Origin of the sequence: Dermacoccus sp. 147Ba (genome assembly GCF_004151355.1) — a bacterium.
In the GTDB taxonomy this organism is placed as follows: Bacteria; Actinomycetota; Actinomycetes; order Actinomycetales; family Dermatophilaceae; genus Dermacoccus; species Dermacoccus abyssi.
Window position 1 is genome coordinate 1 of sequence record NZ_SEHL01000013.1, and the last position, 21,985, is coordinate 21,985.

General features: G+C 68.2%; 19 protein-coding genes and 1 pseudogene. 5 read left to right on the forward strand and 15 right to left on the reverse strand.

Translation table 11 applies throughout. The features are described from left to right. Positions 1-341: 341 nt before the first annotated feature. On the reverse strand, positions 342-1,007 hold the full coding sequence (locus tag EVU97_RS13675; protein WP_129666641.1) for a response regulator transcription factor: 666 nt from the start codon (positions 1,005-1,007) through the stop codon (positions 342-344). Between the two features lie 185 nt (positions 1,008-1,192). Next, on the reverse strand, positions 1,193-2,074 hold the full coding sequence (locus tag EVU97_RS13680; RefSeq protein ID WP_205744926.1) for an SDR family NAD(P)-dependent oxidoreductase: 882 nt from the start codon (positions 2,072-2,074) through the stop codon (positions 1,193-1,195). A gap of 59 nt (positions 2,075-2,133) precedes the next feature. Here EVU97_RS13680 and EVU97_RS13685 point away from each other — a divergent pair, with 59 nt between their 5' ends. Beyond that, positions 2,134-2,484 carry a DUF2200 domain-containing protein gene (locus EVU97_RS13685; RefSeq protein ID WP_129666588.1) on the forward strand — a complete coding sequence of 117 codons (351 nt, stop codon included), beginning with the start codon at positions 2,134-2,136 and terminating at the stop codon, positions 2,482-2,484. Positions 2,485-2,487: 3 nt separating this feature from the next. On the opposite strand, the gene EVU97_RS13690 is transcribed toward EVU97_RS13685, so the two are convergent. Both EVU97_RS13690 and EVU97_RS13695 read right to left on the reverse strand, forming a co-directional pair. Next, positions 2,488-3,231 carry a trans-aconitate 2-methyltransferase gene (locus EVU97_RS13690; RefSeq protein ID WP_047311019.1) on the reverse strand — a complete coding sequence of 248 codons (744 nt, stop codon included), beginning with the start codon at positions 3,229-3,231 and terminating at the stop codon, positions 2,488-2,490. A gap of 51 nt (positions 3,232-3,282) precedes the next feature. After that, entirely contained in the window at positions 3,283-6,624 is a 3,342-nt protein-coding gene (locus EVU97_RS13695; protein ID WP_240730245.1) for a DEAD/DEAH box helicase, read from the reverse strand. A gap of 110 nt (positions 6,625-6,734) precedes the next feature. On the opposite strand from EVU97_RS13695, the gene EVU97_RS13700 reads away from it, so the two are divergent. Next, positions 6,735-7,400 (forward strand): 4'-phosphopantetheinyl transferase superfamily protein, encoded by a 666-nt coding sequence (locus EVU97_RS13700; RefSeq protein WP_129666592.1) that lies wholly within the window; start codon positions 6,735-6,737, stop codon positions 7,398-7,400. 6 nt (positions 7,401-7,406) lie between these two features. Here EVU97_RS13700 and EVU97_RS13705 read toward each other — a convergent pair whose 3' ends face one another. The 6 genes from EVU97_RS13705 to EVU97_RS13730 form a co-directional block, all read right to left on the reverse strand. Then, a complete protein-coding gene (locus EVU97_RS13705; RefSeq protein ID WP_047311017.1) occupies positions 7,407-7,775 on the reverse strand; it encodes a metallopeptidase family protein in 369 nt (122 codons plus the stop codon). A 4-nt stretch (positions 7,776-7,779) separates the two neighbouring features. After that, on the reverse strand, positions 7,780-8,565 hold the full coding sequence (locus tag EVU97_RS13710) for a hypothetical protein (RefSeq protein ID WP_129666594.1): 786 nt from the start codon (positions 8,563-8,565) through the stop codon (positions 7,780-7,782). Between the two features lie 40 nt (positions 8,566-8,605). Next, positions 8,606-9,394, reverse strand: a complete 789-nt coding sequence (locus EVU97_RS13715; RefSeq protein WP_129666596.1) for an ABC transporter ATP-binding protein — start codon at positions 9,392-9,394, stop codon at positions 8,606-8,608. Next, entirely contained in the window at positions 9,391-10,467 is a 1,077-nt protein-coding gene (locus EVU97_RS13720) for an iron chelate uptake ABC transporter family permease subunit (protein WP_240730243.1), read from the reverse strand. The genes EVU97_RS13715 and EVU97_RS13720 overlap by 4 nt, the downstream gene beginning before the upstream one ends. Then, on the reverse strand, positions 10,464-11,468 hold the full coding sequence (locus EVU97_RS13725) for an iron ABC transporter permease (protein ID WP_240730244.1): 1,005 nt from the start codon (positions 11,466-11,468) through the stop codon (positions 10,464-10,466). Before EVU97_RS13725 ends, EVU97_RS13720 begins: the two co-directional genes overlap by 4 nt. Positions 11,469-11,550: 82 nt before the next feature. Next, positions 11,551-12,591 (reverse strand): iron-siderophore ABC transporter substrate-binding protein, encoded by a 1,041-nt coding sequence (locus EVU97_RS13730; RefSeq protein WP_129666600.1) that lies wholly within the window; start codon positions 12,589-12,591, stop codon positions 11,551-11,553. Between the two features lie 153 nt (positions 12,592-12,744). On the opposite strand from EVU97_RS13730, the gene EVU97_RS13735 reads away from it, so the two are divergent. Then, complete coding sequence (locus EVU97_RS13735; RefSeq protein ID WP_165357976.1) at positions 12,745-13,590, forward strand: siderophore-interacting protein; 846 nt, start codon at positions 12,745-12,747, stop codon at positions 13,588-13,590. A gap of 100 nt (positions 13,591-13,690) precedes the next feature. On the opposite strand, the gene EVU97_RS13740 is transcribed toward EVU97_RS13735, so the two are convergent. Next, entirely contained in the window at positions 13,691-15,736 is a 2,046-nt protein-coding gene (locus EVU97_RS13740; protein WP_129666605.1) for an NAD(+) synthase, read from the reverse strand. A gap of 98 nt (positions 15,737-15,834) precedes the next feature. Here EVU97_RS13740 and EVU97_RS13745 point away from each other — a divergent pair, with 98 nt between their 5' ends. Both EVU97_RS13745 and EVU97_RS13750 read left to right on the forward strand, forming a co-directional pair. Beyond that, complete coding sequence (locus tag EVU97_RS13745; protein ID WP_129666607.1) at positions 15,835-16,407, forward strand: NUDIX domain-containing protein; 573 nt, start codon at positions 15,835-15,837, stop codon at positions 16,405-16,407. A gap of 81 nt (positions 16,408-16,488) precedes the next feature. Continuing rightward, positions 16,489-18,162, forward strand: coding sequence for a formate--tetrahydrofolate ligase (locus tag EVU97_RS13750; protein ID WP_129666609.1), 1,674 nt, complete (start codon positions 16,489-16,491; stop codon positions 18,160-18,162). 40 nt (positions 18,163-18,202) lie between these two features. Here EVU97_RS13750 and EVU97_RS15370 read toward each other — a convergent pair whose 3' ends face one another. From EVU97_RS15370 to EVU97_RS13770, 4 genes and pseudogenes are all read right to left on the reverse strand, one after another. Then, the gene (locus EVU97_RS15370) at positions 18,203-19,147 is read right to left on the reverse strand and encodes a crotonase/enoyl-CoA hydratase family protein (protein WP_370448541.1); all 945 of its coding nucleotides are present in this window, start codon (positions 19,145-19,147) and stop codon (positions 18,203-18,205) included. Between the two features lie 66 nt (positions 19,148-19,213). Beyond that, positions 19,214-20,173, reverse strand: a pseudogene (locus EVU97_RS15375) (low temperature requirement protein A); the annotation flags it as partial. A 258-nt stretch (positions 20,174-20,431) separates the two neighbouring features. Then, positions 20,432-20,890, reverse strand: coding sequence for a cysteine dioxygenase family protein (locus tag EVU97_RS13765; protein ID WP_165357977.1), 459 nt, complete (start codon positions 20,888-20,890; stop codon positions 20,432-20,434). 418 nt (positions 20,891-21,308) lie between these two features. Further along, the gene (locus tag EVU97_RS13770; RefSeq protein WP_129666613.1) at positions 21,309-21,983 is read right to left on the reverse strand and encodes a DUF4352 domain-containing protein; all 675 of its coding nucleotides are present in this window, start codon (positions 21,981-21,983) and stop codon (positions 21,309-21,311) included. Between the last annotated feature and the right edge of the window lie 2 nt (positions 21,984-21,985).

Sequence of the window (21,985 nt, forward strand, 5' to 3'; positions counted from 1 at the left end):
ATCAACAAACCCCACCCAGTGGTGGCGGCCCGTTTCCGGGGCAACTTGTCTAACTTAATCCATCCGGCTCTTGGGCGTCAAATCCAACCCGCCACCGCCACAACCGTGACCAGTGAGGATCTTCATCTCGCGCACTTGGCTCCAGACAAATCCATCAAACCCAAGCACCCGACCCGCACACTCAACCACCAACCAAACAGTCAGTGTGAGCGGCCCCGGCCGCGATGCCCTTCCGGGCTGACTCCGTAAACATTAGGCGACCGGAGAGTGTCGGGCAAATCGAGGGCGTGTGAACTGGCGCACGTTCGTCGGGGGCCGGTTTCGGCGTCAGCGCCTGGTGGTCACAGGCCGTTCTGCGAGCCGGCAACGATGCGTCGGTGGTCGGGCTCGAACCCGTGGCGCACTCCCCACAGAACAGCCTGACTCCGGCTCGTCACCCCGATCTTGCGGTAGCCCGTGCGGATGTAGCTCTTCACCGAGTTGATCGACAGGTGAGTCTGGGCTGCGATCTCGTTGTTGGACAGCCCCTGTGTGATGAGCGCGAGCACCTCGGCCTCACGAGGCGTGAGCCCCTCTTCGCGCCCGGGCCACTCACCGGCGATCGGCCCCGTACCCACTTCGGCGGAGACGATCGTCTCCCCGGCGTGGACCCGCTCCAGCGCTGCGACGAGTTCCGAGGCCGGGAGCGTCTTCGACAGGTAGCCCTTCACGCCGGCCTCCAGGCTGCGGCGCACAAGATCCGGCTGAAAGTTCCAGGTGTAGACCACGACGTCGCCAACGTTCGGGGCGCCGATGAGGTGCGACAGCGTGACCTCGTCACCGTAAGCCTGGCCGAACGTGTCGTACAGGACGATGTCGCACTGTTCGGCGACCTCCGGCTCCTGGGGCGTGGTGTCCAGTTCGACCACGACGACACGGTCCTTGTACCGCTCGAGCATCTTGACCAGGCCGTTGACCACCACTTCGTAGTCGTCGACGACGGCCAAGCGGATCGGGTTAGCGTTCATCACCCCTTGAGGCTACGACCTCCACCCCCGCGGCGAACCCACCCCTGTGGGTGAGAAGTTGGTGAAGAGTTCCGCTTGCCAACGTGATTCGGCATTCCTACGAATCGGCTGACAACGGCGGCCACAGGCGTCGGGTGCAGCGGGTGGTCACGAGCGTCAGACAACGCCCGGATTGCCGCGGCCGGTCAGGACTTGGCGGCGCGAGCTCGAGCCAACCTGTCGGCCACCTGCATCGCACCGGGCTGGGGCGACTTGCCCTTCGCCAGGCGCTTCGCCGCCGACTTCATGCCGAGTTCGTAGAGCGGACGCGCGTAGCGCTTCGCCCCGTAAGCCACGCGCCCGTCGGGCTCGGTGAGGATGATGTGCTTGCCCGCCTTCATCCCCGCGAAGGCGGCCGCGGCGACCTGCGCGGCCGAGCGCGGCGCCTCGTCGATGAGCTTCGTCGCGCTCTCCTCCATCTCCCGGTCAGCGCCCTCGAGGGAACTCGCGAGGTTCGTGCGGAAGAACGAGGGGCAGATGACGCTCACGTCGACGCCGAAGGGCGAGAGTTCGTGGGAGACCGTCTCGCTCACCGCAACGACGGCGGCCTTCGTCGCGTTGTACGTGGCCATGGCCGGCGCGTGAACGAGGCCGGCCAGGGAGGCGGTGTTGACGATCTGGCCGCTGCGGCGCTCCTTCATCATCGGCGTGAACGTGTGACACCCCCGCACGACGCCCATGAGGTTGATGGCGAGCGCACGATCCCAGTCGGCCATGCCCGCGGCCTCGATGCGACCGCCGACGGCGATGCCGGCGTTGTTGACGAGAACGTCGGGGTGGCCCCAGTGCGACTGCACCCAGGTGCGGGCAGCAGCCCAGTCGTCGTCGCTGCGGACATCGAGGCGCAGGTAGTCGACGCCGTTCGGCAGGAGGGAGGGGTCAACGCTCTCGTGGATGTCGGTGGCGAGCACTCGCGCGCCGTCAGCGGCGAGGAGCCTCACGAGTTCGAGACCGAGCCCCGAGGCGCCGCCCGTGACGAGGGCGCACGCGCCCGCGTAGTTGCGCATCTTCCGTCCGAAACCGATCATGCCCCCGACCGTACGGGCGCATCGCCTCCGTCGCTGTGCAAACCGGCATACTCGTGACCATGGCAGGCCACCGCATCTTCGACACCCCGTTCGCGAGCATCTACCCGCACTACGTCACGAAGGTGGAGCGCAAGGGGCGCAGCGTCGCCGAGCTGCACGAGGTCATCACGTGGCTCACGGGGTATGACGACGAGGGCATCCGCCGCGTCATCTACGACGGGGTGACGATGCAGGGCTTCTTCGACGAGGCCCCGGCGTTCAACACGAACGCGGAACTCATCACCGGCGTCATCTGCGGGCACCGGGTGGAGGAAATCGAGGACCCCCTCACGCAGCGGATCCGCTACCTCGACAAACTCGTCGACGAACTCGCCCGAGGGAAGCAGATGACCTCGATCCTTCGCGGCTGAACGTCAGCGGCGCAGTGCGTCGATCTCGAGGCGGACGTAGTCGAGCACGGGCTCGCTCATCGCCTCACGCACGGCCCGGGTGAACTCGCGGGCCTCGTCATCCGTCATGCCGTCGAGGTATCCACCGAGACAGATCGTGGCGAGGTAGCGCTCCATCGTGGCCGGATCGTCGATGCGCACGGGGCTGGGACGCAGTTCGACGCGCTCGACGTCGAAGCCGTGACGCCCCAGGCGCTCCTTCGTCTCCTGCGGCCCCACGAAGCCCTTCGGCTCGTTCGGCACGCCGCGAACTCGGGAAATGGCCGCCTCGACGATGGCGATGTTGCCCTCGGCGCCAGAGTCGGACGCGAGGCGGGCGCCGGGACGCATCACCTCGGCGAGATTCGCGAACAGCGCGTCGTGGTCGGCGATCCAGTGGAAGCAGGCCACGCTCATCACGGCGTCGAAGGAGTTTTCGAGGTCGAGCGGCTGCTCGAGGTCGCGCACGTGGAAGCTCGCACGCTCGGCTGGCCGATCGGCGAAGCGCTCGCGTGCCTGCTCCACCATCTGCGACGACCCGTCGATGCCGACGAGCTCGACGTCGGGGAACCGGCGCAGGAGCTCCTCGGCGTCGCGGCCCGTACCGCAGCCGGCATCGAGGACGCGCTCGGTGCCGGCGAGGTTCAGGCGCTCGATCGTGCGCTTGCCCCAGGCAACGTGCGGCAACGGCAGCTCGTCGTAGACCTTGGCGTTCCACTCTCGGGTCATCGGCTGCACCTTCCGTCGAAGTATCTTGACATCAAGATACTTGATTCGTTCTCATTCGAGAAGGGCTGCGATGTCCGCGCCGCTCAGGCGACCACCGCCGGCCCCTGCGTCGACGACGTCCTCGAAGAGCTTGCGCTTCTTCTCCTGCAGCTCGACGACCTTGTCCTCGATCGTTCCGGCGCTGACGTAGCGGTAGACCATGACCGGATTCGTCTGCCCGATGCGGTGGGCGCGATCGATGGCCTGATCCTCGGCGGCCGGGTTCCACCACGGGTCGAGGACGATGACGTAATCGGCCTCGGTGAGCGTGAGCCCGGTGCCGCCCGCCTTGAGCGAGATGAAGAACGCGTCGGCGTCGCCGTCCTTGAACTCGTCGACGACCTGCTGCCGGTTGCGGGTCGAGCCGTCGAGGTAGGCCGTGGAGACACCGGCATCCGCCGCGGCCTCACGCACGATGGTGAGGAAGTCGGTGAACTGGCTGAAGACGAGCGCACGATGCCCCTCGCCCGCGATGTCGGCGAGTTGCTGGACAACGGCCTCGACCTTGCGCGAGACGCTCCGCTCAGAGAACTCGTCATCGACGAGCGCCGGGTCGAGCGCGAGTCGGCGAAGGCGCGTGAGCGCAGCGAGAATCTCGACGCGGTTGGCGTCCGGATCCTTGAGCAACCCCATGACGCGCTGCTGCTCGCGGCGAAGGTGCCGCTTGTAGACACGCTCGTGCTGAGGCGACAGCGCGACATCGACCCGCTGGATCTGCTTCTCGGGAAGGTCGGGGGCCACGTCCTGCTTGCGCCGACGCAACATGAGCGGCCCAATGCGGCGGCGTAGCGCTGACAGGGCGTCGGTGACGACGTGCCCCTCGCCCTGCTCGATCGGCTTGCGGTAGCGCCGGATGAAGTCCTCCGGTCGGGGGAAGAGGCCCGGCGCGACAAGGTTGAACAGCGACCAGACATCCATGACGGAGTTCTCGAGCGGTGTGCCCGAGATGGCCAGGCCGAACGGCGCCCCGATCTTCTTGATGGCCTGGAACGTCTGCGACGTGTGGTTCTTGACCATCTGGGCTTCGTCGAGCACGAGGGCGCGCCACGAGCAGGCGTGGAAGTTGTCGGCATCGAGGCGGGCCACCGCATAGCTCGTCACGACGACATGGGCACGCTCGTCGCGGATCTCCTGGGCCACCTCCGTGCCGCGCTTCTTCGACGTGGCGTTGAGGACACTGACACGCAGCTTCGGCGTGAACTGCGCCGCCTCGCGTGCCCACACGCCGAGCACCGAGGTGGGCGCGATGACGAGGGCCGGAGCGTCGTCGAGTTCCCCTGCCGCGCGGGCCCGTTCGAGCATCGCCAGCGTCTGGATGGTCTTACCGAGGCCCATGTCGTCGGCCAAGACCCCGCCGAGACGCGCGTCCCACAGATTGGCGAGCCAGGCGTAGCCCTCGAGCTGGTAGGGCCGCAACGTGGCATCGAACGCCACCGGCGTCTCGACCGCCCGCGGGTTCCAGCCCTGCTTCGTCAGGCCCTCGACGGCCTCCTGCCATGCCGTGCGCTGCTGCTCGACAACCCCGAGCCCCACGAGCTGGTCCCACAGGCCGATGTCGTAGCGGCTGATCTGCAGCTTCTCCGAGGTCTTGTCGGTGAGCTCCTGGGCTTCCTCGAGAACGCGTGAGATGTCACGAAGCTGGGGCGAGTCGAGCCGGAAGTACGTGCCCGACGGCAGCATCATCGTCTCGTCGCCGCGGTGCAGCGCTTCGATGAGGTTGGGGTAGGGCACCTCCTGGCCGTCGACGCTGATGGTGATCTGCAGGTCGAGCCAGTCCGGCTTGTTGCCGGCCTCGTTGACGCCCACCTCGATGATGGGATCGTCCTCGGCCTCCTCGTAGACCGGCAGCTCACCCGCCATGACGACGTCGACGCCGTCGACGGCCTTGAGTTCCGGAACGGCGTCGGCGAGCTTGACCGCCTCCATGCCGAGGAGCTCGGCCTTCGGCTTGACCCACAGATCGAAGCCGGGCACCGAACGCGTGAGGCGCAGACGCCCGAGGAGGACGGCGGCGCGGGCGATGACGGCGCTCTCGCTCGAGAACTTACGCCCGCGACCCACCGGCGTCGACGTGACTCGCTTGTCGCCGTAGGTGAAGAACGTCTCGACCTCGACCTTGCCCACCGTCTTCGGCGTGACGACGAGGAGCAGACGCGGTTCGACCGGATCGCTCAGGGTGTTCGTGACGTCACTGATGCTTGTGTGACGACGCAGGCGGGGCAGGAACTCGCTCTCGAACTCGGGGATCTCGTCCTCGGGAATCTCGATGACGTCGCCCAGCAGGAGCGGTTGGAGCACCGAGTGCGGCGTCTCGTGGAACGGTACGAGCCGCAGGCTGCCGCGGTCGAACACGGCGACGCCGTGAGCCGGCTCGCCGATGAGGATGGCCGTACCGAACTCGGGTCCGAGGTCGACGCCGACGACGTCGGCCGTCAGGACGAGCCCGGCCTCGCTGCGGTGGATGCCGAGCGTGACCTCCGCGGGCTCGGCGAGCGTGACGCCCTCACCGGGCGTGGCCGCGAGCATGAGCGTGATGCCGGCGTCGGCCACCTCGCGAAGCCCCGGCCAGACGCCCGGGCCGAGTTCGTCGAGGTAGACCGTCTGACCGCTGCCGACCTGGGGCTTGTGCGCCGCGACGAAGCGCTTGAGCACTTCCTGCTGATGCTCTTCGGCCTCGGAGATACCCGCGCTGCTGCGCACGTCGACCCACGTCGCCGTGCGCGACCAGCGCCCGGTGCGCATGAGCTTCGTCGGCTTGAGCTCGAGGCGCTGCACCGGCGTCGAGTCCGACATCGACGCGGGCCGAGCCTTGGCCTCGAACTGCAGACCGAGCTGGGCGCGCCACGAACTGCTCGTGGGACTCTCGACCCGCTTCTCCACCCGCTCGGGCTCCGAGGGTCCGAGGGATTCCGACAACCGTGCCCGCCAGGACGCGGTGGCCACGCCGCTGCCGCCGAAGAGGGGCACGACGTTGGACTGGGCGCTCGAACGTGCGGGGGTGCGCGAGACCGAACCCTTGCTCACGCCGTCGGTAATCGCACGGCGCGCCGCGATGATGGCGGCGACGGCGTGCTTGCACTCGGTGGCGACAGGGCACGTGCACCGCGAAACCCACAGCGGCTCACCGTTGGCCGCCTCGCCCTTGTGCGTGACGAGGCACTGGTACGGGGCGAGCCCGTTGCCGGTGACGGTACCCATGAGCACCCGCCCACGGTCCGCCGTGGCCAGCGCGACGACCTTGCCGCGAATGGCATAGTCGAGGCCCCGGCTGAACGCACCCTCCCCGACGACGGCCGCCAGACCGACATCGGTGCTCGACAGCACCCACGTGGCCTCGTCCGGCTCGAACTTCATCGTCACGTGCGCGAGGTTAACGCAGCCCACCGACAACGCCGGAGCTCCGCCCGTGCGAGGTGCGGACCGGGACCGAGGTACCCACCTCGCAACCCGCCTACGATGAGCTTGTGAGCCGCGAGCGTCAGCCCATCACGCCCCCGACGATCATCCTGCGCACGCCTGCCCCGACCGACGACCTCGACGCGGAACGTGCGTGTCTCTCCCCCGACGAGCTTCACCACGCGAACACGCTGCGCGACGGCGAGACCCACCGCATGTTCGTCGCCCGCCGGGCCCTGCTGCGCACCGAACTGGCTGCGCGTCTCGGCGGGTCTCCGGCCGAGATCGTCATCGACCACCGTCCGTGTGTGCAGTGCGGCGGCCCGCACGGACGGCCCTATCCGCGTGCAGCCGATCTGCATTTCTCGGTGACCAGCGTGCGTGGCCCGCGTCCCGTCGTCGCGCTCGCCCTCGCCGAACGTCCCGTCGGGTTCGACCTCGAGGAGGTGGCCGAGCTCGACGTGGTCCGCGACGTGGCGACGCAGCTGCACTTGCGCGAGCGGGCTGCCGTCACCGCAGCGCTCGAGACGTCCTCGCGGGCGGCGTGCAGCGTCTTCACCGAGATCTGGACGCGCAAGGAGGCGCTCCTGAAGGGAACGGGCGAGGGCATCACGGTGCCGATGGACCGCGACGACGTCAGCGACGTGCGTGCCCGCCCGATCCCCGGGTGGACGGTGGCGATGTGGGAGACCGATCGCCCCGACGTCGTCGGGGCATGGGCTCTCAGCGATTGAGCCGGCTCAGCCCCACCCGAGTTCATGCAAGCGGTGGTCGTCGATGCCGAAGTAGTGGCCGATTTCGTGCAGCAAAGTGACGCGGATCTGCTCGACGACTTCCTCCCGCGTCCTCGAGAGTCGCTGAATCGGACCGGAGAACAGGTAGATGCGATCGGGCAAGCTGCCCCATCCATAGCCATCTCCGCGGTCAGGCAACGCGACGCCCACGTACAGACCGAGCAGCTCCCCACCGTCGACGTCGGCGAGCTGCTCGGGCGTGGGCTCGTCCTCGACCTGGAAAACGACGTTGTCGAGGCGGTCGAGGAACTGCGTCGGCACCGCGTCGAGCGCGTCACCGACGGCGTCCTCGAACTCCTGGCGCGACAACCACACAGGGTCAGGACTCGCGCAGGCTGCTGACGATGTCCTTGGCCAGCTTCTGTGCCCGCTCGGCCGTGCCGGAGCTGACAGTGATGTTGCGGTACGAGCCCTTGCCGTCCGGCACGTAGAGCGCCACGCCGCGGACGGTGGTCTCGGCTACCGGCAGGCTGTACTCGTACTGCACACCCTGTCCGAGCGGCGTCTCGATCTCCCTGAAGGAGACGGGCTTTCCGCCGATCTGGTCGAACGACGAGTCGAGTTGGCCCTTCGTGGGCTTCACGGGGATGGCGACCTTCGTGACGTTCGCGTTGTCGGCGAAGTTCGACGTGCCGGACAGATCGATGACGACGATGTCGGCCTGGGTCTCGAACTGCTTGACCATCTGCTCGGGCGTGAGCCCGGACTTCTTCGCGAGCGGTTCGATGTTCTTCTTCGAGCGCGGGTTGTCGAGAAGCGACGCCTCGACCTTCTGCCAGCCCGACGGCACGGCGAAGCTCATCCCGGCGTCAGGAGCCGTGACGAGCTTTGTGCCGGCCGGCAGAGCCGCGTTGCCCGCATCACTCGACGAGGCACTCGAGGAGGAAGTCGGGGACGAGCTCGACGAGGACGATTCGGACGAGGTGGACGACTCCGTCGCGGACGATTCGCTCGACGACGACTCCGGCGGCGAACTCTCGCTCGTCGAACTGGAGCTCTGCGACGAGGAACTGCTCGTCGAGGTGCCCTCCGCACCGAACGTGCCGCACCCGGCGAGCACCGTGGTGAGCGCGAGCCCTGCCGTGACCACCCTGAGCGACTTCATGACGAACCCCTCCCGAACACTGCCGACTGTGAGGCTCACACTAGCGCGGCAGGACGACCGGACGACCCGTGGACGGATCCTCGAGAACCACACACTCGATGCCGTACAGACGCTTCGCCAGTTCGGCGGTGAGAACCTCCGCCGCCGCGCCCTGCGCGACGATCTTCCCGTCGGACATCGCGACGAGATGATCGGCGTAACGCGCCGCGAGGAACAGGTCGTGCAGCACCATGGCGACGGTCGTGTCTCGCTCGGCGTTGCGGCGCCGCACGACGTCGAGCAACTCCACCGCGTGACCGATGTCGAGGAAGCTCGTCGGCTCGTCGAGCAGCAGGATGTCCGTGTCCTGAGCGAGTGCGAGTGCGAGCCACACCCGCTGACGCTGACCGCCGGAGAGCTCCTCGACCGGTCGCTCGGCGAGGTCGTCCACGCCGGTGACGCGCATCGCCTCGGCGACCACCTCGTCGTCCTCGGGGCCACCGCGCCCGAGCAAACCGAGGTGCGGGGTGCGCCCTTGACGCACGAGTTCCGCGACACTCATCCCTTCGGGAGCCAGCGGGTTCTGGGGCAGGAGCGCCACCTTCTTCGCGACGTCACGCGTCGGCTCGGAGGCGATGTCGGCGTCGTCGAGCAGCACCCGCCCGGACGCCGGGGTCATGAGCCGGGTGAGCCCCCCGAACAGCGTCGACTTGCCGCAGCCGTTGGCACCGATGAGGACGGTGACCTTCCCGTCCGGCACGTCGAGCGAAACGTCACGGACGACATCCGGGCCGGCGTTGCGCCCCGATCCGTAGCGCAGCACGAGTTCTTCGGTGCGAAGCCGTGTCATGGCGTTCCTTTCGATCGTCCTCGTTGGGATGCGACGAGGAGCCAGGCGAGCACGGGCGCGCCGGCGAGTCCGGTGATGACGCCGACGGGCAGCTTGCCGCCGCCAGGGATGAGGTAGGCGCCGACGTAGTCGCCGGCGATGGTGATGCTCGCGCCGACGAGCGCCGCAGCGACGATGCTCGTGCGCCCCATGAGACGACGGGCGATCGGGCCGGCGAGCAGGGCGACGAAGGCGACCGGGCCGCAGACGCTCGTCGCCACGGCGATGCCGAGCACGACGGTGACAAAGACGAAGGCTCGTGTGGCGCCGTCGGGAACGCCGAGGCCGACGGCGAGCGGTCGTCCGAGTTCGAGCACGCGCAGGCGGTGAGCCAGGACGGCGAGCACGACGAGCATCGGAAGCCCGATACCCGCGAGCCGTGCGATCTCGGGCCACGTGACGTCCGAGACCGAACCGGCAAGCCACACCATCGCGTCCTGCGCCTGGAAGGCGTTGGACTTGAGCAGGATCCACTGGATCACCGACTGCAGACCCGCAGCCATCGCGATACCGACGAGGATCATGCGCGCCGTCTGCCCCTTGGCGAGAGCCAGGATGACGCCGGAGACGGCGAAGCCGCCCAGCACGGCGACGAAGAGGATCGGCCAACCGGACCATCCGAGCAACGTCACACAGAACACGGCCGCTGTACTCGAGCCGAGCGAGATGCCCAGGACGTCAGGGCTCGCGAGTGGGTTACGCACGAGCGACTGCATCGCCGCACCTGCCGCGCCGAAGAGCGCCCCACCGACGAGGGCTGCCACGGCCCGCGGCAGCTTCGACTCCATGAGGACGTAGTTCGCGCCGCTCACGTCGATCTGCTCACCGAGGACGATGCGCACGGCATCGGTGATGGTGAAGGTGAAGTCGCCGAGGAGAACCCGGACGAGGAAGATCGCCAGAGTCGCGACGATCAGTGCGCCGAGGGCGACGAGGCGGCGCCGTTTGCGCGGATCGGTGTCGACGCGCGACCGCTCGAGAGTCGTCGGGGACATCTGCGTCGCGGAGGGAGAAGTCGATGTCGTCTCGTTCACAGCGATCGCATCCTCGCGACGACCCACAGCAGGGCCGGGCAGCCGAGGACGGCCGTCATGATGCCGACCTGCACTTCGCCGGGCGGGGAGACGACGCGGCCGAGCGTGTCGGCGAGCAGAACGAGGCTGGCCCCGACGAAGGCTGACGCGGGGAGAAGTACGCGGTACGACGTCCCGATGAGGGGACGCAGGAGGTGGGGCGCGACGAGCCCGACGAAACCGATCGGCCCCGCGACGGCCACGGCCCCTGCCGCGAGTGCCACTGCAGCACCGCCGATGACGAAGCGCAGCTTCTCGGGCTTCTCGCCGAGGCCGCGCGCCACGGAATCACCCATGGCGAGGATGTCGAGGCGCCGTCCCGCGACGAGCAGAACGCCGAAGCCGAGCGCGAGCAACGGCAGCACCGGAACGATGTCGCCGATCTCGCGACCGGCGACCGAGCCGACCTGCCAGAAGCGGTAGACGTCGAGCGACTTGCCGTCGGCGATGAGCAGTGCCGACCCGACGGAGGTCGCGCCGGCGGTGAACACCATGCCGGCAAGCGCCATCGACAGCGGGCTGTTGCCCGATCCGCCGAACCCGCGTGAGGCCGCCGTCGCGAGCGCCGTCACGGCCACCGCGGCGAGCGCGGCGCCGACGAGCGCGAAACCGATGTAGCCGAGAAGCGAGTTGATGCCGAACCACGTGATGCCCGCGACGACGAGCAGTGATGCCCCCGCGTTGATGCCGAGAATGCCCGGGTCGGCGAGAGGGTTGCGCGTGATGCCCTGCATCGCGGCACCCGACATCGCGACAGCCGCTCCGATGAGGATGCCGACGACCGTACGGTCGCCGCGTGCAGACAGGAGCGCGCCGAGGTCGCCCGAGGTGAGCGCCGTGGCCCCGACGAGCAGGGACACGACGACGGCGACCGCGAGGAGCGCGGGCAGCACGAGGCCACCGGTGACGAGCCGCGATCGGCTCGGTGCCTGCGCGTCAGGGCGTGACGTGGTGGATGACATCGGCATCGAGGCTAGTGACCACATCGAACGCGGCTGCGCGCGCACCGCGATGCGGAACGCGCGCAGCCGTCATTCGAGGTACTTACTTGACCTTCTTGGCCGCGGCCGCGAGCTGCGGCAGGAACGTCTCGAGAGCGACCGGGATCGACAGCACGCTCGGGCCGGACATCGCCGCGGACGGCTTCTGCTCCTTGATCGAGACGAACGTGTCGTTCTTGATCGCCGGGATCTTGCCCAGCAGGGCGTTGCTCTTGATCTTGCTCGGCTCGGCGCCCTGCAGTTCGTCGAACACGACGATGTCCGAGTCGATCTGCGCGGCCTTCTCGGCAGAGAGGTCGACGAAGAACGACTTGCTGCTCTTCGTCTGCTTGGCGATTCCGTCACCATCGGGCAGGCCGAACTCGGCGAGGGTGCGCGGGCGGTTGTCGCTCGGGGTGTAGACACCCACCGTGTTGAGGTTCGTCGGCGTGAAGTAGACCCACGAGGCCGTCTTGCCCTTGAGCTCGGGGTACTTGGCGACGGCGTCGCTGATCTTCTTCTTGGTCTCGGCCATGAGCTTCTCGCCCTCGGCCTTCTTGCCCAGAGCGGTCGCGATCATGGTCGTCGACTCCTGCCAGGACGTGCCCCAGGCGACCTTCGGGTACGCGACCGTGGGGGCGATCTTCGAGAGCTTGTCGTACTGCTCCTTCGTCAGACCCGAGTTCGTTCCGAGGATGAGGTCGGGCTGGTACGTCGCGATCTTGTCGACGGGCGTACCGTCCTTGTCGCTAAAGCGCGCCGGAGCCTTGCCCCCGATCTTCTTGAGCTGAGCGTCGAGCCAGTCGGTGGACTTGTTCGCGTTGGCGCCCCACGTCACCTCGGGTGCCGCGACCGGCGCGAGGCCGAGGGCGGCGACGACGTCGGCGTCACCCCACCCGACGACGACGACCTTCGTCGGGGCCTTCTCGATCTTCGTCGTACCGAACGCGTGCTTGACCTCGACGGGGAAGCCAGACCCGGCGCCCCCACCCGAGCTCTTGCTCTCCGACGACTCGTCGGACGACGAGCCGGTGCCACAGGCGGCCAGGGCGGTGGCGGCAGTGCCTGCGGTGGCGAGGGCGAGGAAACCACGGCGGTTGATCACGGGGGACCTTTCGATGAAGGGACAACAGCAGATAAGCAGTTACGTCACGTCGACGTGACGCAATGCCTGGCAACGTGAGTTAGGCAATGCTAACCTCATATGTGTTGCTCGATGCAACGCCCGCACCCGCAGTCGAGACGGAAGGCGTCGATGATGACCCCGACCACCGCACGCGCTCGCGCGTTGCGCCCAGTCGATCGCGGTGAGGCCGGCCGGATCCTGGCCGACCTTCGCGCGCAGGACTTCGTCTTCACCGTCCTCGAAACCGAGCGCGTCAGCGACACCTACCAGCGCGTGCGCTGCGCAGGCAACGGATTCCTGCGCACTCATGCCCCGTACCCCACGATGTGGGTGCGCCTGTGGTTCACCGATCCCACGGGAACCGGCGCCGGCCACCAGCGCGCCTACACGCTCGTCGACCCCGACGTCGAGACCGACACGTTCTGGCTCGAGTTCGCCATCCACGACGGCGCTGCCGCCCGCTGGGCGCAGCAGACGGTCCCCGGCGACGAGATCGAGGCCAGCCTCTACGGGTCGGAACCGTCCTTGCCCGACTGCGACGACGTCGACCGTCACCTCCTCGTCGGAGACACCGCCTCCCTGCCGGCGATCAACTCGCTCCTCGACGCCGTGAGCGCCGCGCCGACCACTGTCGTCCTCGAGTGGGTACACCCTGAGGACCGCGCGCTGCCGGTTCGGCTGCGCCCTCAGGATTCGCTGCGCTGGGTGCGTCGCACCGACAACGGTCAGGGCCTGCTCGATGCCGTCGATGCGGAGGTCGCCGCGTTCGTCGCTGCAGACGAGGCGCCAGGCGAACGCACGAACCTGCACGCCACCGAGGCCACCTGCACGCGCCTGTTCGCGTGGGGCGCCTGCGACACCGTCACGACCCGCGCCCTGACGAAGAAGCTGCGCGCGGCAGGCCTTCGTCGCGACTGCATCAAGACGCTCGGCTACTGGTTGCCGCCCAAGGAGGACGACCAAGCCCTCGCCGGCTGACCGCGCGAGGTCGGCCCGCCCCCACGAGGCGAACGAACTGCCCACGCTCCCCCTTTGGGGGCGTGGGCAGTTCCGTCGTCAACGCCGTCCGGGCCTGCGGTCAGGCCTTAGGAACGTTGCGCTCCAGCTCGTCGAGCCAGGCCTTGCCCGAGGCATCGGACGGCATGCGCCAGTCGCCTCGCGGCGACAGCGCGCCACCGGCGCTCACCTTCGGTCCGTTCGGCAGCGCCGAGCGCTTGAACTGCTGGCTGAAGAAGCGCTTGTAGAACACCTCAAGCCAGTGACGGATCTCCTCGAGGGAGTAGACCGGGCGCTTGTCCTCCGGGAAACCGGCGGGCCAGCGGCCGTCGTCGACATCGTCCCAGGCGTGCATGGCGAGGAACGCGATCTTGCTCGGGCGGAAGCCCTGCGAGAGCACGTGGTAGAGCGTGAAGTCCTGCAGGTTGTACGGGCCGATGTTCGCCTCGGTCGACTGCGGCGTCTCGCCCTCCTTCGTCGGCACGAGCTCGGGCGTGATCTCGGTGTCGAGGATCGACAACAGCGTCTCGCCGACGCGCTCGTCGAACTGGTCGCTCGAAGCCACCCAGCGCACGAGGTGCTGCATGAGCGTCTTCGGGACGCCGGCGTTGACGCCGTAGTGCGACATCTGGTCACCGACGCCGTAGGTGCACCAGCCGAGTGCGAGCTCCGACAGGTCACCCGTGCCGAGGACGATGCCGCCCTTGCTGTTGGCGATACGGAAGAGGAAGTCGGTGCGCAGACCGGCCTGGACGTTCTCGAACGTGACGTCGTAGACCTCCTCACCGCGCCCGAACGGGTGGCCGAGATCCTTCAACATTTGCGTGGCCATCGGGCGGATGTCGACCTCCTCGAACGTGACGCCGAGCGTCTCGCCGAGCTTGTACGCGTTCGACTTCGTGTGGTCGCTCGTCGCGAAGCCCGGCATCGTGTACGCCAGGATGTCGGTGCGCGGGCGTCCGAGGCGGTCCATCGCCTTGGCCGCGACGATGAGCGCGTGCGTCGAGTCGAGACCACCCGAGACACCGATGACGATCTTCGGCTGGCCGATCGAGCGCATGCGCTGCTCGAGTGCGCTGACCTGGATCTCGTACGCCTCGTAGCAGTCCTGGGCGAGGCGGGCTTCGTCGGCGGGCACGAACGGGAAGCGCTCGATCTCGCGCTTGAGACCGAGGTCGGCGTCCGGCACACCGAGCTCGAACGGCACCTCGCGCAGCGGTCGCGCCGGGCCGAAGCTCAGGCGGTTGTCGTCATAGCTGCCGTAGCGCTGGCGCGCCTGGCGGATGGCACCGAGGTCGATGTCCGCGACGCTGGAGCGCGGGCCCTCGGGGAAGCGCTGAGTCTCGGCGAGCAGGGTGCCCTGGTCGTAGATCATCGTCTGGCCGTCCCACGCGAGGTCGGTGGTCGACTCGCCCTCGCCGCTGGCCGCGTAGACGTACGCCGACAGCGTGCGGAACGACTGGCCCTGCACCGTGAGGCTGCGCTGGGCGGACTTACCGATGGTGATGGGCGAACCGGACAGGTTCATGAGGACGCTCGCACCCGCGAGGGCCGCCTCGGACGACGGTGGGATCGGCACCCACACGTCCTCGCAGATCTCGACGTGGATGGCCAGATCCGGCAGGTCGCGTGCTCGGAAGATGAGGTCGGGACCGAAGGGCACCTCGCCGAGTTCCTCGCCGAGGTCGACGTGCTCACCGCGCTGATCCTCGCCGAACGCGTACCAGCGCTTCTCGTAGAACTCGCGGTAGTTGGGCAGGTAGCTCTTGGGCACGACGCCGAGAACCTCACCCTCCTTGACGACGACGGCGCAGTTGTAGAGGCGCTGGCCCTTACGAATCGGCGCGCCGATGACGGCGACGGGCGTGAGCCCGCGCGAACCGTCGACGACGGCGGCGATCGCGCGCAGCACGTCGTCGAGCAGCACGTCCTGCATGACGAGGTCCTCGACGCTGTAACCGCAGAGGTTGAGTTCGGGGTAGACCGCGGCCGCCACACCCTCGTCGTGCAGCTCACGCATCGACTCGAGAACGCGCTCGGCGTTCGTCATCGGGTCGGCGAGCGCAATGGGGTGAGTGACCGCCGCGACGCGGGCGAATCCGTGCGCGTACAGGGAACGGAAGTTCATGGTTCCCAGCATGTCAGAACCCACCGAGGACACCTGTGAGGCAGGTGCCGGCGCCCCGCGGTGACGCCACGGCGGGAGCCGTTGGCTACGGTCTAGTCATGACGCACTCCGGCTGTTGGACCACGCGCTCGAGCACCCCGAAGTACACCAACCCGTGGATCAGCGTCCGGGAGGACGCCGTCGTGCGCCCCGACGGCGGCGAAGGCGTGTACGGCGTCGTCACCATGCGCAATCCGGCCGTGTTCGTCGTGGCGATGACGGACGAGGACGAAGTCCTCATGGTCTCGCTCTACCGTTACCCCACCCAGGCGATGTCACTCGAGGTACCGGCTGGCGGCAGCGACGGTGAGAACCTGCTGCTCGCAGCGCAGCGTGAGCTCGTCGAGGAGACCGGCTACACGGCCCGCGAGTGGCGCGAAATCGGGCGCATGAACGCACTCAACGGAGTGTGCGACGCCCCCGAGCACGTCTTTCTCGCCACGGGCTTGCAGGCCCCGGCCAGTGTCGAGGACGCCGAGAGGGCAGCCCGTGAGCAGAAGGCCGAAGGGATCTCCGCCGTGCGTGCCGTGCCGTGGGAAGGCCTCATGCGCCTCGTCGCGGACGGTGAGGTCACCGACGGTGAGAGCGTCGCCGCTCTCATGTTCGCCGCGCTCGCTCTCGGCCGAGTGTGAAACAGCAGTTGCGCAAAAGGTAGCGTCAGCGGCGACGCTCACACCGGCGAACGTCATCGTCCCCTGAACCACGAGGATTGCATGCCCAGCGACGTCGAGATTGCAGCCGCCTCCCCCATGCAACCCATCGAGGAGATCGCGTCGAAGATCGGCATTCCCGAATCCGAGATCTTCCGCTACGGCCCGCACAAGGCCAAGGTCTCCCTTCCCTATGTGCAGCGACGTGCCCGACGCGAGGGAAGCAAGCTCGTGCTCGTCACCGCCACGAGCCCTACGCCCGCCGGTGAGGGCAAGACGACCACCACGGTGGGCCTCGTCGACGGGCTCGCCCACATCGGCGAGTCCGCCGCAGCCGCGCTGCGTGAGCCGAGCATGGGGCCCGTCTTCGGGATGAAGGGCGGGGCCGCCGGCGGAGGGCGCGCCCAGCTCAACCCGATGACGGACATCAACCTTCACTTCACCGGTGACTTCGCGGCCATCGCCGCCGCACACAACCTGCTCGCAGCGGTGCTCGACAACCACCTGCAGCAGGGCAACGCGCTCGGCATCGACCCGCGCCGCATCACCTTCAAACGCGTGCTCGACATGAACGACCGCGCGCTGCGCGACATCGTCATCGGCCTCGGGGGCCCGACGAACGGCGTGCCGCGCGAATCCGGCTTCGACATCGTCGTCGCCAGTGAGGTCATGGCCATCTTCTGCCTCGCCACCTCGATCGACGACCTCAAGGAACGCCTCGGTCGCATCGTTGTCGCGCGAACCTACGAGAAGGCACCCGTGACCGCGAGCGACCTCGGCGTCCACGGCGCCATGGCGGCTCTTCTCGCCGACGCGTTGGCGCCCAACCTCGTCCAGACGCTCGAGGGCAACCCCGCCTTCGTCCACGGTGGCCCGTTCGCCAACATCGCGCACGGCTGCAACTCGGTGACGGCGACGCAGACCGCCCTCGCTCACGCCGATTGGACCGTGACGGAGGCCGGCTTCGGCGCCGACCTCGGCGCGGAGAAGTTCATCGACCTCAAGTGCCGCTTCACCGGCCTGCGCCCGGACGCCGTCGTCCTCGTCGCGACGGTGCGTTCGATGAAGTACCAGGGCGGCGTGGCCGTCGCCGACCTCACTACGGAGAACGTCGAGGCGATGCTCGCCGGCATGAGCAACATCGAGCGCCACCTCGCGAACATCCGCGACGTGTGGGGCCTGCCCGTCGTCGTGGGCGTCAACCGCTTCCCGAGTGACACCGACGCCGAGATCGAGGCCTTCACGAAACACGTCGAGGGGCTCGGCGTGAAGGTGCAGATCTGCACCCACTTCGCCGACGGCGGCAAGGGCGCGGCGGGGCTCGCGAAGGCCCTCGTCGAGATCACGTCCGGCCAGAAGCCCGAGCTGTCGTTCACCTACGGCGACGACCTCGGGCTCGCGGCGAAGGCAGAGACGGTCGCGCAGCGCATCTACGGCGCGGAGCGACTCGAGATCCCCTCGGCCGTCGCCAAGCAGATCGCCCAGTTCGAGGACGAGGGTTACGGCCACCTTCCCGTGTGCATCGCGAAGACGCAGAAGTCGTTCACGACCGACGACGCCGAACGCGGCGCCCCGTCGGGCCACGTCGTCGAGGTGCGCGAGGTGCGCCTGGCCGCCGGTGCGGGCTTCGTCGTCTTCGTCTGCGGCTCCCTCATGACGATGCCGGGTCTGCCGAAGAAGCCGGCCGCGCTGGCCATCGACGTCGACTCCGAGGGCGCCGTCACCGGCTTGTTCTGACAGGCGTCCACCCCTCTACGGATGAAATCCCTGCACGCGTTTAAGGCAGGACGCGCGGGCTGTACTTGACGGCCGCGCGCGCCTCGGCGCGAGCACCCGCCTTGGCGAACGCTGCCTTGCGAGCCTTCGCCGTGTTCTGCGACACGAGGAGCACGAGCTGCTCGGCGCGCTCCCGGCGGAACGTCGTACGCGCCGAGGCGTTCCACGAGCGGTTGAACAGACGCTTCGCGGCGGCGAGCTGATCGGGCGACTTCGTCGTCAGGTCCTGAGCGAGCTCCATGGCCGACGCGAGGGGGTCGCCGCGCACCTCGGAGGCGAGGCCGAGTGCGACGGCGCGCTCGCCGGAGAACATCTCGGCCGTCATCGTGAGCTTCTTCGCCACATCGATGCCGACGAGTTCCTTGAGGGACTGCACGCCCGACATGTCGGGGATGAGACCCCACTTGCCCTCGAGCACCGACCACTCGGCGTCGGGCGTCGTGTAACGGTAGTCGGCGCCCAAGGCGATCTGCAGGCCGCCGCCGTAGCAGTGGCCGTGCACCGCGGCGATCACGGGAACCGGCACGCGTCGCCACGCCCAGCAGGCCTCCTGAAAGGTGTTCGTGCCGCGCCAGGGGCGGGGGATGAAGGCCGGGATGATCTTGGCCGGGGCCTTGTTGACCGATCCGAAGTCGAGACCGGCGCAGAACGAGCGTCCCTCACCCGAGACGACGACGACGCGGACGGCCTTGTTCGTGCGCACGTGGTGCGCCGCAGCCACCAGCTCCCCGAGCATGGGCAACGTGAGGCCGTTGAGCTTGTCCGGTCGGTTGAGCTTGACGTGGGCGATGCCCCCGGTGATCGTCGTCTCCACATTCGCCATTGCGTCAGCGTACGTCGACGGCGCCGCGTCCGACAGGCGATTGCCCGGGTTGTGCAGCGCACGAGCCATTCGTCGGCCGTCAGCCTGACGACGATCGTGCTCGTACAGCCCCTCGAGCACCATCGCCTCGTGGGCGGCGCCGCGGTAGAGCTCGAAGGCCGCCACGGTGATCCACGGAACGACGGTGACGACGAGAAGCGACACGTGCTGCGTCGACAGGAGCACCGCACCCGCGAGCACGGCGAGGGTCGCGAGCAGGATGAACGTGTGCAGGCCGGCCCAGGAGCGGGTCGTGAGGTAGTGGGCGAGGTACAGCGCCACCGTGTAGAGGCCCACCGGAACGGCCAGCGCCAGAGCGGCGACCGTGTGGTCGACGTGCGAGCCCGTCTTCTCGAACGACAGGGCGACGACGTGCAGGCCCCCGACGACGGCCGCCAGGCTCGGCCACACGAGGAAGTGGGCGTAGCCGAAACCGAACGAGCGGCTGCGGAAGCGATGGAGCACCTTGCCGAACGGGGTGATGAAGTAGCTCCACCACATGCCCACCGCCATGGCGATGCCCGAGAGCGCCACGAGGATCGCGCTGCCCCAGTCGATGGTGCGCTCGGCGTCTCCGAGGATCTCCTCGAGCGTCAGCACGGTGCCCGTGACGATCTCGCCGATCGTGATGATGGTGAGCAGGCCGTGTCGCTCCGCGACGTGGTGGGCGTGCCACGGGGTGCCCTTTCCACGTTCGGCGATCAGGGGCCCTGTCAGCTCGACGCACGTGACGAGAGTCGTCAGGGTGAAGATCGCCGGGAGCGGCAGGTGCATGCCCTCGAGAAAGGTCGTGGCGACCCACAGGATCTGTGCGACGACGAGGGTCGCCATGTACGTCGCGATCGCCCTGCGGTGCTCGGGGTCGCTGCGATAGGCGCGCACCCACTGGCACAGCATCGCGCCCCGCATGATGACGTACCCGATGACGATGACCGTGTTGTCGAAGTGCCCTTCCTCGATCGCCTCGAAGGTCCGCGGGATGCCGAGGGTGAAAATGACGACGCCGACCATCTGCACCATCGTGAGCAGACGGTAGAGCCAGTCGTCCGAGTCGTACGCACTCGCGAACCAGGAGTAGTTGATCCAGGCCCAGATGATGCCGAAGCTCGTGAAGGCGAACGCCCGACGGCGCCCGCCACGTGGCCCACCGCAATCCCGTGCGCGAGTTGCGACGCCCCCGTCGCGACGGCGACGACGAACGTCAGGTCGAACAGGAGCTCGAGCGTGCTGGCCACGCGTCCGCTCTCGTGGGGGTCTCGGCCCGACATCGGGCGAATGCGAGAACGAAGGTCGTCGGCGGTGACCGAGGGGGTCGTCGTGGCCGACATTATGACCCCGCGCGTCGACGCGTCAGAGCGCCGTCCACGCTCACGCGTCGGTGCGCAGCTCCGCCGACTCGTAGGTGCGGGCGCCCGCCAAGGACGGCGCGTAGGCGTGCACGGTGAGGGCTGGGCTGTCACCGAAGGCGCTCGTACGGTGAATGAGACCGGGCGCAAGCCAACGGTGTTCGTCGGCCGTCACTACGCGCGTGGTCTTCTCCCCCGACGGCAGGTGCACCTCTTCGAGCAACGATCCGCGCACGACGACGAAGGCACCGGACGCGGCACCGTGATCGTGCCAACCGCTCGTGGAGCCTGGCGGCCAGGTGATGGCCCACATCTCGAGGTGGGGTGTGCCGGCCAGCGAGGCACGGCGGCGGTTCCCGTCGGCCGGCAGGTCGTCGAGATGCGCGGCCAGCGAATCGTCGCTCGCGAAGAGTCGGGCCACACGCACGAGTTGCTCGTCGGTGAAGCTGGTGATGCCGGGGGCGTCGGACGAGGTTCGCATGGTGATTCCTGGAGTGATGAGGCAACCCAACCCGCAGAAGGCGGGGTCGACCGCGGACATCTCCCAGCCAACCACCTCCACCGAGCGTCCACTCCTCCCGCACCTGTGGATTTGCTGACACTTCCCCTGCGCAGCCGTCAATTTCCCGACAAGGGACGCGGCAGGCCGCGAGCAGGACGGAGACAGGGAAGACCGCCGAGCAGCGACCGCCGCACGGCGGGAAGGGGCGCCACTCGTGTGCGAGTGGCGCCCCTCCCTCTTCCCCAGAGCCCCGCGCAACGAGAGCGCAGGGAGTTTGCTCGGCGGGCCAGAACCGGCACGGGGGAAGGTCGTGCGCGAGAGCAGACGCGATCCGGCGGATCGAGCCGTTCTGACCGGCCACGCGAGGCGCCCGCCGATGGGGCGGACACCTCGCGGGTCACAGGGCGGCCTTGACGCCCCCGGAGAACATCGAGTCGTGCAGTTCGATCTGGGTCAGCTTCGTGCCCGCCGGGACGTCGAAGACGAGGACGCCCTTGACCTGGTTACCGGGGTTGATCTGGTTGAACAGCACGTCGTTTCCCTGGATGGAAGCGCCTGCCATCGTGTCGGCGGAGAACTGCGTGCCGGAGGCGTCCATGGCCTTCTGGTCGGAGTCCGAGAGGCCCTGCTGTTGGTCGCCGATGTTCTTCACGGTGACGTGGACGAGGGTGTACTCGCCCTGAGCGGTTTCACTCACGTACTGCTGCCCCACCGTCTTCTTGCCGCGCTCGACCTTCGTGATCGTGAATTCGAACTTGCCGTCGCGCACCGGCGTACCCACCGCGGGCAAGGCGTCTCCGCCGTCCTTGGACCCGCCATCCGAGTTGCCCTCGGAGGTCTTGCTCTTCGAGCTGCTGCTCGGCGCCGCGTCGTCACCACCCTTGGAGCCACCTCCCCCGATTGCCGATCCGAAGCCCACGATCAGGACGAGCGCGAGGATCGCCGTGAGGAACTTGTGGCGCAGGAACCAAATCTTCTTCTTGGGCGGCGGCTGCGGTTGCCAACCACCCTGCGGGTAGCCCTGCTGGGGGTAGTGGCCCTGCTGCTGGAACGTGTTGTTCTCGTCGTTCATGT

Bases quoted from the DNA above. Each gene is read 5' to 3' on its own strand.
- EVU97_RS13675 (WP_129666641.1), bottom strand. From the start codon at position 1,007: ATGAACGCTAACCCGATCCGCTTGGCCGTCGTCGACGACTACGAAGTG.
- EVU97_RS13680 (WP_205744926.1), bottom strand. From the start codon at position 2,074: ATGATCGGTTTCGGACGGAAGATGCGCAACTACGCGGGCGCGTGCGCC.
- EVU97_RS13685 (WP_129666588.1), top strand. From the start codon at position 2,134: ATGGCAGGCCACCGCATCTTCGACACCCCGTTCGCGAGCATCTACCCG.
- EVU97_RS13690 (WP_047311019.1), bottom strand. From the start codon at position 3,231: ATGACCCGAGAGTGGAACGCCAAGGTCTACGACGAGCTGCCGTTGCCG.
- EVU97_RS13695 (WP_240730245.1), bottom strand. From the start codon at position 6,624: ATGAAGTTCGAGCCGGACGAGGCCACGTGGGTGCTGTCGAGCACCGAT.
- EVU97_RS13710 (WP_129666594.1), bottom strand. From the start codon at position 8,565: ATGAAGTCGCTCAGGGTGGTCACGGCAGGGCTCGCGCTCACCACGGTG.
- EVU97_RS13715 (WP_129666596.1), bottom strand. From the start codon at position 9,394: ATGACACGGCTTCGCACCGAAGAACTCGTGCTGCGCTACGGATCGGGG.
- EVU97_RS13725 (WP_240730244.1), bottom strand. From the start codon at position 11,468: ATGTCATCCACCACGTCACGCCCTGACGCGCAGGCACCGAGCCGATCG.
- EVU97_RS13735 (WP_165357976.1), top strand. From the start codon at position 12,745: ATGACCCCGACCACCGCACGCGCTCGCGCGTTGCGCCCAGTCGATCGC.
- EVU97_RS13740 (WP_129666605.1), bottom strand. From the start codon at position 15,736: ATGAACTTCCGTTCCCTGTACGCGCACGGATTCGCCCGCGTCGCGGCG.
- EVU97_RS13745 (WP_129666607.1), top strand. From the start codon at position 15,835: ATGACGCACTCCGGCTGTTGGACCACGCGCTCGAGCACCCCGAAGTAC.
- EVU97_RS13750 (WP_129666609.1), top strand. From the start codon at position 16,489: ATGCCCAGCGACGTCGAGATTGCAGCCGCCTCCCCCATGCAACCCATC.
- EVU97_RS15370 (WP_370448541.1), bottom strand. From the start codon at position 19,147: ATGGTGCTCGAGGGGCTGTACGAGCACGATCGTCGTCAGGCTGACGGC.
- EVU97_RS13765 (WP_165357977.1), bottom strand. From the start codon at position 20,890: ATGCGAACCTCGTCCGACGCCCCCGGCATCACCAGCTTCACCGACGAG.
- EVU97_RS13770 (WP_129666613.1), bottom strand. From the start codon at position 21,983: ATGAACGACGAGAACAACACGTTCCAGCAGCAGGGCCACTACCCCCAG.